11 protein-coding genes are annotated in these 10,971 nt (G+C 70.5%); 5 read left to right on the top strand and 6 right to left on the bottom strand.

Translation table 11 applies throughout. The features are described from left to right. The first annotated feature begins 5 nt into the window (after window positions 1-5). Complete coding sequence (locus tag LGR69_RS25585) at window positions 6-1,274, top strand: transglycosylase SLT domain-containing protein (RefSeq protein WP_230367772.1); 1,269 nt, start codon at window positions 6-8, stop codon at window positions 1,272-1,274. 12 nt (window positions 1,275-1,286) lie between these two features. On the opposite strand, the gene LGR69_RS25580 is transcribed toward LGR69_RS25585, so the two are convergent. Continuing rightward, window positions 1,287-2,906 carry a DHA2 family efflux MFS transporter permease subunit gene (locus LGR69_RS25580; protein ID WP_230367771.1) on the bottom strand — a complete coding sequence of 540 codons (1,620 nt, stop codon included), beginning with the start codon at window positions 2,904-2,906 and terminating at the stop codon, window positions 1,287-1,289. 5 nt (window positions 2,907-2,911) lie between these two features. Beyond that, complete coding sequence (locus LGR69_RS25575) at window positions 2,912-4,174, bottom strand: HlyD family secretion protein (protein WP_230367770.1); 1,263 nt, start codon at window positions 4,172-4,174, stop codon at window positions 2,912-2,914. 199 nt (window positions 4,175-4,373) lie between these two features. Here LGR69_RS25575 and LGR69_RS25570 point away from each other — a divergent pair, with 199 nt between their 5' ends. Next, entirely contained in the window at window positions 4,374-5,021 is a 648-nt protein-coding gene (locus LGR69_RS25570) for an HdeD family acid-resistance protein (RefSeq protein ID WP_007568798.1), read from the top strand. A gap of 169 nt (window positions 5,022-5,190) precedes the next feature. After that, window positions 5,191-7,638 (top strand): PBP1A family penicillin-binding protein, encoded by a 2,448-nt coding sequence (locus LGR69_RS25565; RefSeq protein WP_230367769.1) that lies wholly within the window; start codon window positions 5,191-5,193, stop codon window positions 7,636-7,638. 4 nt (window positions 7,639-7,642) lie between these two features. On the opposite strand, the gene LGR69_RS25560 is transcribed toward LGR69_RS25565, so the two are convergent. Beyond that, entirely contained in the window at window positions 7,643-8,071 is a 429-nt protein-coding gene (locus LGR69_RS25560) for a DUF1810 domain-containing protein (protein ID WP_230367768.1), read from the bottom strand. A gap of 92 nt (window positions 8,072-8,163) precedes the next feature. Here LGR69_RS25560 and LGR69_RS25555 point away from each other — a divergent pair, with 92 nt between their 5' ends. Continuing rightward, window positions 8,164-8,517, top strand: a complete 354-nt coding sequence (locus tag LGR69_RS25555) for a hypothetical protein (protein WP_230367767.1) — start codon at window positions 8,164-8,166, stop codon at window positions 8,515-8,517. A 63-nt stretch (window positions 8,518-8,580) separates the two neighbouring features. Further along, window positions 8,581-9,381 (top strand): 3-oxoadipate enol-lactonase, encoded by an 801-nt coding sequence (gene pcaD / locus LGR69_RS25550; protein ID WP_230367766.1) that lies wholly within the window; start codon window positions 8,581-8,583, stop codon window positions 9,379-9,381. A gap of 95 nt (window positions 9,382-9,476) precedes the next feature. Here pcaD and LGR69_RS25545 read toward each other — a convergent pair whose 3' ends face one another. The 3 genes from LGR69_RS25545 to LGR69_RS25535 all read right to left on the bottom strand — a co-directional run bounded on the left by LGR69_RS25545 (window position 9,477) and on the right by LGR69_RS25535 (window position 10,963). Beyond that, the gene (locus LGR69_RS25545) at window positions 9,477-9,818 is read right to left on the bottom strand and encodes a hypothetical protein (protein ID WP_007568788.1); all 342 of its coding nucleotides are present in this window, start codon (window positions 9,816-9,818) and stop codon (window positions 9,477-9,479) included. 301 nt (window positions 9,819-10,119) lie between these two features. Beyond that, a complete protein-coding gene (locus LGR69_RS25540; RefSeq protein ID WP_007568786.1) occupies window positions 10,120-10,533 on the bottom strand; it encodes an EF-hand domain-containing protein in 414 nt (137 codons plus the stop codon). Between the two features lie 178 nt (window positions 10,534-10,711). After that, window positions 10,712-10,963, bottom strand: a complete 252-nt coding sequence (locus LGR69_RS25535; protein WP_007568784.1) for a hypothetical protein — start codon at window positions 10,961-10,963, stop codon at window positions 10,712-10,714. Window positions 10,964-10,971: the final 8 nt, after the last annotated feature.

Here is a 10,971-nt window from a genome sequence, read left to right as displayed (position 1 = left end):
CAGTGATGGGGGTTTTCCCGGAGCCGGCGCAGTGCGCCGACGACGTGAGCCGACTCGTGCCCAGCGCGAGCTTTTGTGAGACTGAGACCGTGGCGTGGCTGCCGCGGGCCGGACGCGGGAACGGGCGCCGGTCACTTCGCCGCATGGGCCGCAACGGCCTGCGCCGCCTCACCGGGACCTTGGCCCTGGGCGTCATCGCCGGGTTCGGTCTGCCGCAGGCGGCCTTCGCGCCGGCCGTCTTCGCGCCATCCGCGCAGGCCCATGACCGGATCGACACCAGCCCACGCGCGGCCCGGGCGCTCGCCGCCGGCAGCGAGTCCGGCTGGATGCAGGCCGGCGGCTCTGAGCAAGACCTGCGCGCCGGTTTCACGGACACGCCCCCGGCGGAGAGCCCGGACGCCTGGACCGGACTGCCCGTCGAGGACCAGGAGCCCGCGACCACCGCGCTCATCCAGGACGATCTCGCGACCCTGCCGCGGGTGACCCAGGAGCAGGGCGAGGATGCGGTCCGGTTCGGCGAGCGCAGCGTGCCGCGCAAGGTGGTCGACACGATCGTGAAGGCCTCCGACGAGGCCGGCGTCGACCCGGTCTACATGATGGCTCTGGCCGACAAGGAATCGAGCTTCGACACGGATGCCAAGGCCGGGACTTCCTCGGCGCAGGGCCTGTTCCAGTTCGTCACCCGCACCTGGCTGGAGATGATCCGCGATTACGGCGCCCGCTACGGCCTGGCCGAGGAGGCCGCCGCCGTGAAGGGCCGCGGCTCCGCGATCACCGTCGCCGGCCCCATGCGGGCCCGCGTGCTCGGCCTGCGCAACGATCCCCGCGTCGCCGCCCTGATGGCGGCCGAGCTGATCAAGCGCGACCGCGAGCGGATCGAGGCGAAGGTCGGGCGGGCGCTCACCACCACCGAGCTCTATCTGGCCCATTTCCTGGGCAGCGCCAGCGCCGGGCGCTTCCTGTCGCTCTCCTCCGAGAAGCCCGACGAGGTGGCCGGACGCGAGTTCCGCAGCGCGGCGCGCGCCAATCGCAGCCTGTTCACCGCCAAGACCGGCGGCAAGCGCCGCAGCCTGACCGTGGCCGAGTTGCACGGGCGGATCGACGACATGATCGACCGCCGCCTGACCCGCTACCAGGGCGTCGCCGCGGTGACCGGGGCGGTCATTGCCGACAAGTTGCCCGCCCCGACCGAGACCGCGTCCAACGCGGTTGACCAGGCGCCGGACAACCGTCGCGTCGAGGTGACGGAGGCGCTGCCCCCGGACGGCGTCTGATGCCAACCCGCGTCAGTGCCCGCCTGCCGGGGCACCGCCGCCGAGCTTGACCGATTTCAGGCTCAGCGCGAGGGGCACCGCGCAGGCGGCGACCAGGCCCATCACCCAGAACACGTCGATATAGGCCCAGTAGGCCACCTGCGTCTGCAGCACGCTGCCGATCCAGGCGGTCGCCTGGCTCTGGGCCTCGACGCCGGCATAGCCGTGCTCGGAGAAGTACTGCGTCGCCTGCCGCATGGTCTCCTGGTAGGCGGGCGCGGCCGGGTTGACGCTCTCGACCAGCCGGCTCTGGTGGAACTGGCTGCGATAGGCCAGCATGTTCTGGGCGAGCGACACGCCCATCGAGCCGCCGACGTTGCGGGCGACGTTGATCAGCGCCGAAGCCTGGTCGGTCTGGTCCTTGCGCAGGCCCTCGTAGGAGGCCGAGGTGATCGACAGGAACACCATCGGCAGGCCGATGCCGATATAGACCCGCGACCACGCGAAGAACGAGAAGGTGGTCGTGCCGTTGAGCCGGGTCAGGTCGTACATGCCCAGCGCCACGATGGTCATGCCGGCCGCGATCAGCCATTTCGGCTGCACGTAAGCCGAGACTCGGCCGGTGAGGAACATCATCACCACCGTGACCATGCCCCCGGGGCCGAGAACGAGGCCCGACAGGGTGGCGGTGTAGCCGTAATATTCCTGCGTGATCTGCGGGATGAACTGCGTGGTGGCGATCAGGATCGCCCCGGTGAACATCATCACCAGGAAGCAGGAGCCGAACTGGCGATTGCCGATCAGGCGCAGGTCCACCGCCGGGTTCTTCCGGGTTAGGAGCCAGGGGATCATGGCGATGAACGAGACGACCATGAGCAGGCCGGAGACGTTCATCAGGGTCGACGTGCCGAACCAGTCCTTCCGCTGCCCCTCGTCGAGAATGACCTCCAGCGAGCCGAGGAACACGGCGACCAGCAGGAAGCCGACGATGTCGAACCGGATGCCCTTGCGCACCAGGGCGCGGCGCTCCTTCTTGGCCGCGTCGCTGTCCTCGATCAGCCAGTACATCAGCCCGAGCGCGATCACGCCGATCGGACCGTTGATCAGGAAGCACCAGTGCCAGGAGGCGTTGTCGGAGAGCCAGCCGCCCAAGGTCGGGCCGATCACCGGCGCGACCACGATGGCGACGCCGTAGAGCGCGAAGGCCTGGCCGCGCTTCTCGGGCGGGAAGGAATCGGCCAGGATCGATTGCGCCAGCGGGGCCATGCCGCCGCCGCCGAGCCCCTGCAGCACCCGGAACAGCAGCAGCGATTCGAGGCTCCAGGCGAAGCCGCACAGGATCGACGCGATGGTGAACAGCGCCACCGACCACATGAAGAACGCCTTGCGGCCGTAGCGCTTGGCCAGGAAGCTCGACGCGGTCAGCGTGATCGCGTTGGCCACGAGGTAGCTGGTCACCACCCAGGCCGCCTCGTCGGGCCCGACCGCGAGACCACCGGAGATGTAGCGCAGGGCGACGTTGGCGATGGTGGTGTCGAGCACCTCCATGAAGGTCGCCAGCGCCACCACGCAGGCGATCAGCCACGGATTGTGCCCGCCCGGCGCCTTGGCGGCGGACGATTTGCCGGCGGAAGCCCGGCCGGTCCCGGCCATCGCGGTCACCGCACCGTGACGGTGGGGACGATTGACATGCCCGGGCCGATCGAGACGTCCGTCGGCCAATCCTTGACCACGATCTTCACCGGGATGCGCTGGGTGACCTTCACGTAATTGCCGGTGGCGTTCTGGGCCGGCAGCAGGCTGAAGGCGGTGCCCGAACCCGGCTGGACGGAGGCCACGGTGCCGTGGATCGTGCGACCCGGATAGGCATCGATCACGAGGTCCACCGGCTGGCCGGGACGCATGTCGGTGATCTGCGTCTCCTTGTAGTTCGCCGTGACCCAGATGTCGTCCGGCACGAACATCGACAGGCTCTGCCCGGCCTGCGCCAGCGCCCCGATACCGCCCGTCAGCCGCACGACCCGCCCGGGCTGCACCGCCCGGATCGTCGTGTAGCCGAGGTTCAACTCGGCCTGCTCGACCTGGGCCTTGTCCCGGGCCATCTGCGCCTGGGTCGAGGCCTTCTGGGCCTGGAGCGAGCCGATCTGCTTCTGCGCGGCGACGACGCTCGCATTCGCGCTCTGCACCGAGGCTTGGCGCTGCTGCAGCGTCGAGGTCGCCGACTGGGATTGCTGGACCGAGCCCGAGCCCCGCTCCGCGAGGTCCTTGTAGCGGGCCGCATCCTCCTGGGCGAACTTCAGGGCCGCCTCGGCGGTCGCGACCTGGGCCTTCGACACGTCGATATTGGCGTACTGGGCCTGGATCTGGGCGTCGATATTCGTGATCGCCGCCTCGTCGGCCGCGACCTGAGCCTTGGCCTGCTCGAGAGCGATCCGGTAGTCGCGCTGATCGATCTGGAACAGCATCTGTCCGGCCTCGACATGCTGGTTGTCGGTGACCGGCACCTCGACCAGGTATCCGCCGACCTTCGGCTGGACCGCGATGCTGCGGGCATCGACGAACGCGTCGTCGGTGCTCTCATAGGGATGCATGTACAGGAGCCAGTAGAAGAACACGCCGACGCACAGCGCGACCACCGCGAGGCCTCCGAGCAGGAAGGCCCAGGGGTGGCGCCGCAGGATGTTCGGACGTTGCTCCTCGTCCTCGGGCTCGTCCTCCTGTCGGGCAGCGTCGTCCTGGCCCTCCGCGTCGGAGGAACCCGGATCGTCGTCTTCTGTGTCGGGCTTGCGCGCGGTCTCGCGGCTCTGGCCGGAGGTGTCGCGGCCGAGATCCAGAATGTCGCGCTGGGGCGCCTCGGGCGGTCCCTCGACCGACAGCGGACGTGATGCGGGCTCGGCGGCCTGCCGCTGCTCGTCAAACATGGCGTCTCATCACCACTGGATGGACCGGCCGCCGCACGGCAGCCGGGCTGTACGCGTGCCCGCCTCGGTCAGCAAAAGTCAGGGATTGCGCCAAGGTTCCACCCGGCCCGTGGCCGGCCTCAGGAACGCTTGTCGCAGTGCAGCGTTCTGCGGGCGGATTGACCGGGCCGGCGGGCCCGGCGCGTTTCGGAGTTCCGCCATGACCAGCACCCAATCACCCAACCCGCAGGGCTCAGGCTCCGGCTCGACCGCGACATCGCCCTCCGGCATCCCGCTCACCGGCAGCGCGCGCCTCGATGCGATGAGCGCGGCGCTCGCCCGGAACTGGTGGCTCATCGCCCTGCGCGGCGTCGTCGCGATCCTGTTCGGCATCGTCGCCTTCGCGGCGCCCGGGGCCTTCGTGCTCTCGCTCGTGCTGCTGTTCGCCGCCTACACCCTGGTCGACGGCGCCTTCGCGATCGTCGGCGCCGTACGCGCCGCACAGCGGCACGAGCGCTGGGGCTTCCTGCTGCTCGAAGGCCTCGTCGACATCATCGTGGCCGTGGCCGCCGTGCTCGTCCCGGGCGCGGCTGTCTGGGCGTTCGTGCTGCTGCTCGCCGCCTGGGCGCTCGTGACCGGCGGCCTGATGATCGCGGCCGCCTTCCGGCTGCACCTCCATTACGGACGCTGGTGGCTCGGCCTCGGCGGCCTGGTCTCGATCCTGTTCGGCATCGCGCTGGCCCTGGAGCCGGGTATGTCGGCCCTGGTGCTCACCTGGTGGATCGGCGCCTACACGATCGCGTTCGGCGTGCTCCTGCTGATCCTGGCCTTCCAGCTGCGCAGCCGGCACACGGCCGCGGGGCGGTAAGCCGCCGCCCGCCCGCGGTTCGAGACCGGACCGCGTGGCGCGCGTCACACGCTCGGGCGCGATCGTCTCCGGCAGGCCGGCCTCATCGCTTTGTCGGTGGGACTCGCAGGCGAATGCAGCTTAGAACCCTCCGTCGATCGGATCGGCCGGTCCCGGAACACGTATCGCGATGACGCCAGACGCGCCGGAGCGCGCCCCGACCGACCCGGATCCCGCGCGGAGCCCCGGGGCGGACACGTCGGACCCGCGTAGGGCGGCGCGCGAGGCCGGGCGGGCCGCCCGCGACCTGTTCCGCCACCTGTGGATCCTGATCGCCGCCGGTGGACGCGCCCTCCTGCGGCTCGGGCAATCGGCCTTCGCCCGGCTCGCCGCGAGCCTCGCCCGTCGGCGCGATCGCGTGCGGCCAGAAGCGACGGAACAGCCGGTTGGCGCCTCACCTACCCCCGCCTCCGCGCGTTTCGCGCGCCTGAACCGCAAGCCGGTGCGGCTCGCCGTCGGTGCGGCGATTCTGCTGCCGGTCCTGGCGCTGGCGATCTACCTGCTCGTCGCCCTCCTGACGCTGCCGCCGCTCGGAGGCGCTGTCGTCGATACCGGCCAGCGGGCGATCACCGTCGAGGCGGATGACGGGCGGGTCTTCGCCACCCGGGGCAGCTTTCGCGGCCAGAAGCTCACCGCCGCCGACCTGCCGCCGAACCTCGCCAAGGCGATCGTGGCGATCGAGGATCGCCGCTTCTACAGCCACTGGGGCATCGACCTGCGCGGCCTCGGCCGTGCCGCCTGGCGCAATGTCGCGGGCGGCGGCGTGCGCGAGGGCGGCTCGACGATCACGCAGCAATATGTCCGCCTGACCTCGCTCAACCAGGAGAAGACGCTCTGGCGCAAAGTCCAGGAGGCGTTCCTGGCCTTGCGGGTCGAGTCGACCATGAGCAAGGACGAGATCCTGCTCGGCTATCTCGACGCCGCCTATTTCGGTGCCGGCGCCTACGGGGCGGATGCGGCGGCGCGGCGCTATTTCGGCAAGCCCGCCAAGGCCCTGACCCTGCCCGAGGCGGCCATGCTGGCCGGGCTGGTGCGGGCGCCCTCGCAGCTCGCCCCGACCCGCAACCTCGGCGGCGCCAAGGAACGGGCCGACGTGGTGCTGCAGGCCATGGTCGAGACCGGCGCGATCACGCAGGGAGAGGCCGACGCCGCGCGCAAGCAGAGCGTGAGCCTGGAGTCGCCCCCCGAGGCGCCCCCCGGCACCAACTACTTCCTCGACATGATCGCCGGCGACGTGAAGCGTCTGGCCGGCACCGACGGCGACATGACCGTGCGCTCGACCCTCAATCTCGACCTGCAGAGCCTCGCCGAGGGCGTCGTCGCCCGCCGCCTCGACAAGGACGGCGCCAAGCGCAAGGTCGGCCAGGCGGCCATGGTGGTGCTGTCGAAGGCCGGCGCGATCCTCGCGATGGTCGGCGGGCGGGATTACGAGGACAGCCAGTTCAACCGCGCCGTCCAGGCCAAGCGGCAGCCGGGCTCGCTGTTCAAGCTCCTCGTCTACCTGACGGCCTACGAGCAGGGCCTCACGCCCGAGACCGTGATGGACGATCGCCCGGTGCGGATCGGCGACTGGGAGCCCGAGAACGACGACGGGCGCTACCGCGGGCCGGTGCCGCTGCGGACCGCCTTCGCGCTCTCGATCAACACGGTGGCGGCCCAGCTCGGGCAGGATGTCGGTATCCCGGCGGTGATCGCCACCGCCCGCAAGCTCGGGATCCAGTCCGAGCTGCCGAACGTGCCGAGCCTCGTCCTCGGCTCCGGCGCCGTGAGCCTCCTGGAGATCACCCGCGCCTACGGCTCGGTGCTCTCGGGCCGTGCCCCGCTCCAGGCCTTCGGCATCCACGCGATTCGCGGCGCCGCCCCGCAGCCGCTCTACGTGCGGGCCGATCCGGCCCAGACCGCCCCCTTGGCGCAGGAGCCGCGCCAGATGATGCTCGATTCGCTTCAGGCGGTGGTCGAATCCGGCACCGGCCGGGCGGCGCGGGTGCCGGGCCAGATCATCGGCGGCAAGACCGGCACCAGCCAGGATTTCCGGGACGCCTGGTTCGTCGGCATGACCCCGGACCTCGTGGTCGGGGTGTGGATCGGCAACGACGACGACAGCCCGATGAACCGGATGTTCGGCGGCGAGATGCCGGCCGGCATCTTCCACGATTTCGTCCAGCGCGCCTCGGCGCAGCTGGCCAAGGGCAAGCCCCGCCCTTCGGCGGAACGGGCCGAGCCGGCGCCGGCCGCCGCCTCGGCCCCGCCGGCCCCGGTCGCGTCCGCGGAGATCCGGGGCGTGCCCGAGGTGATCGACACCGGGACCCTGTCGCTGCGCGGGCGGACCGTGCGCCTGCTCGGCGTCGTCGGCGAGCGCGGCCATCTCGCCCGCCAGCTCGCGAACTACCTGCGCCGCCGGGAGGTGGTCTGCAGCCTCTCCGACGGGGCCACGGCCCGCTGCCGGATCGAGGGCGACGACCTCGCCGCCCTGATCCTCACGGCCGGCGGCGCGCGCGCGGCGGAAGACGCCCCGCCGGACCTGCTCGGCGCCGAGGAGCAGGCCCGGGCCGAGCGCGTCGGCCTATGGGGGCGGTGACCCCCTAGCCCCCGCCGAGCTTGGCGAGCGTCAGCGGATCGGGCTGGCCGTCGAAATACCGCGCCAGCGCCTCGGCGAAGAGCGGCTCCTCCGGCGCGGCGCGCGTGAACAGCGTCATGCTCGAGCGGAACTTCACGTCGTCGGGCGAACCGAAGATCGCGTGCGCCGAGCGGGCGGTGACGCCGTTCACCGCCGCCGTGCAGGCGCGCAGGCGGTCGCCGAGCACGGGATGGGCCAGGTACGCCTTGGCCTCGTCGAGGGAGCCGATCGCGTAGCGCTGGGCCATCGGGCTGGAGCCCAGGCCGGCGATCTGCGGGAAGATGAACCACATCCAGTGGCTGCGCTTCTCCCCGGCGCGCAGCTCGGCCAGCGCCCGCTCGTAGACGCCCTCCTGCGCGGCGACGAAACGCTCGAGAGTGTACGGTTCGGCCATGGTCCCGCTCCGGTCTGCAGGGGATCAACCCCGCGGCCGGCATTCGGATGCGCGCGGCCGACGCCGGGCGGCGGATCGTGTAACCTCACCGGATGCTCGACGCGCTCCTCGGCTTCATGATCGCCAACCCGGCGACGAGCCACGCCCTCACAGCCCTGCCCGAGACCGCCGGCGTCGCCGCAGCGATGATCGGGCTGCGCGCACCCCGTCCCGAGGCGACCGCGGCGCTGGTGGTCTCGACCTACTATTTCGGCCGCGAGGCCGGGCAGCGCGAGCACGACATCAAGCATGCCGGCTGGGACGCGGTCCAAGCGCATCTGGGCGCCGAATTCCTGTACGGCTGGTCCCTGCCGAACCTTCAGCAATGGCTCGCCCCGACCTGCGCCGCCTGGGCAATCGCGGCCGCGATGATTCTGGTGCGGCGCCGGAGCGTGCGGGGGCGCTGATCGGGCGCGCACGCGCGACCTATCTGGGCGGATGACGCGCAAAGCCGAACACGGAGACGTTTGATGCCGCAGATCGCCGTCCGGGGGCTCGAACTCCGCTACGTTCTCGAAGGCCCGGACGACGCGCCCGTCGTGGCTTTCTCGAACTCGCTGGGGGCCACCCTGGAGATGTGGGACGCCCTGCTGCCGGCCCTGGCCGGCCGCTTCCGGACCCTGCGCTACGACACACGCGGCCATGGCGGCTCGGAAACGCGCGACCGGCCGACCGAGATCGCGGATCTGGCGGGCAACCTCGCGGGACTGCTCGACGCCCTCGGGATCGGCCGCGCCCATCTGGTCGGCCTCTCGCTGGGCGGCATGACCGTGCAGGCGCTGGCGAGCGCCGAGCCAGAACGTGCCGTGAGCGCGACCCTGATGGCGACGGCAGCCCATCTCCCGACTGCGCAGACCTGGAACGCGCGCGCCGCGACGGCCCGGAGCCAGGGCACCGGCGCTCTGGTGGACGCCACCCTGGCGCGCTGGTTCACCCCGGCCTTCGCGCAGCATGCGCCCGAAACCGTCCAGGCGGTCCGCGAACGCTTCATCGCCTGTGACCGGGCGGGCTACGCGGTATGCTGCGAGGTGATCGGGCGCATGGATCTGCGCCCGGCCCTGTCGGCGATCACGGCTCCGACCCTGGTGATGGCCGGGCGCGACGACCCTTCGACGCCGCCCGCCATGGCGGAGGAGATCTGCGCCGGCATCGCCCAAGCGGAACTCGTCGTGCTCCCCCGGGCGGCGCATCTCCTCGCCGTGGAGCGCGCCGACGCGGCCGGCCTCTACCTGCGCGCCTTCCTCGACCGTATCGAGACAGCCCGCCTCTGAGCCCCTCAGAGGCCGCCATTCGGGGCGACGTCCAGACGCCGCTCCCGATCGCGCCCGCCGACGCCGAGCCAGTGGCCGCTTCGGCGCCGAGCGCTCTAGTGGCAGGGAATGCCGGCATCGGCCGGCGACATGCCCCGCGCCAGCCGGCGCCCGACATGGAACAGCACCTTCTCGATCAGCGCCACGGTGAGCGGATCGCCGTCATGCTTGGCCAGCTGATAGGCCACGAGCAGGTTGTCGCTGATATCCCCGAGCAGATCCGACGAATCGATCGGAAACTCCACGGGCTCGGCTTCCGAAGCCGGCGCCAGGTCCTCGGCCGGCTGGTCGCGCGTGGCCTGCGACACTTCGATGACCTCGCGCGCCGCGTCGATCATCGCCCGCATTTCCGCGAGCAGTTCCAGACTCGTCGCGTCTTCCGGCGTGTCGTTTCGCATGGTGTCGGCCCCCCAACCTACCCCAAACTGCACCTACAGGTTGCGATCCGTCAACCGCCAACCTGCACATCTTCCGCGCATCTGTAGATTATTGCCCATCCGTCGCACGGTCGATCTCTTGGCAACGCAACCGAATGCAACATTCAAGATTCGATGCATACAACCGAAGGGTGATAAGCACGCGCCTGCAAGTTCTGCGTATCGGCCTCATATTCGCGACTGAAACGCAAGAACGCCCCCGTGGATACATCCACGAGGGCGTTGCCGTTCGTCGATACGGGCAGGGTGTGCCCGCGAAACGTTACTTGATCAGGGCGAGCAGCGCCTTGCCGGCCTTGGAGTTCAGCTCCTTGGCATCGAGGGTGCCGTCGCCATCCGGGTCGGCCGCCTTGAAGCGGTCGGCGACGGCAGCGAGGTACTCGTTCTTGTCGATGGTGCCGTCGTTGTCCGGATCGGCCTGCTTCAGGCCGGCCTTGCTGAGGCGGCCCTTCAGTTCCTTGGCATCGAGGGTGCCGTCGGCATCCTTCTCCAGGCGATCGAAGGTGGCGGAGGCCACGGCCTCGACTTCCTTGAGATCGACGGTGCCGTCGTTGTCGGTGTCGATCATCTTCACGGCGCTGGCTCCGCTCACCGGCTTGGCCAGGGCGGCGGGGACCGAAAGGCCGGACACGGCAAACGCAACCGCCGCGAAACCACTGATGAAACGAAGGGTCATTGCCAAATTCTCCCGAAACGTGATGCGCGATCTTCCTAGTCGCGCGCCAGCGCTGCTGCAAGTGCGAAGTTTGGCGGTGCAGCGCAGCTTCCAACGCCAGGCGCGATGAGAAAAGGGGCCGGCACATGCCGACCCCTTCCAAAATCATGGCGCCCTACAAGGCGGTCAGCCGGCTGACTCAGTAGCCGTAGCCGCGACGGACCACGGGGCGGTCGTCCTCGAAACGCTGCCGGCGATACATCCGGTCCTCGTCATCGGCCCGGTCGCGATCCCGGCGATATTCCTCGCGCCGGAAGTCGCGTTCCCGCTGACCGCGCGAGCGCAGGTCGACGCTGGGACCGTCGGGTCCGATATCGATGCGCTGGGCCGAGGCCGGGACGACGGTCGCGAGGGAGGCGGCCAGGATGGCGCCGGCGAGCAGGGTCTTCATGGGACACT

It is taken from the genome of Methylobacterium brachiatum, from assembly GCF_020523825.1.
Taxonomy (GTDB): domain Bacteria; phylum Pseudomonadota; class Alphaproteobacteria; order Rhizobiales; family Beijerinckiaceae; genus Methylobacterium; species Methylobacterium brachiatum.
The sequence above is the reverse complement of the archived record's forward strand: the minus strand, read 5'-3'. Positions and strand labels throughout refer to the sequence as shown.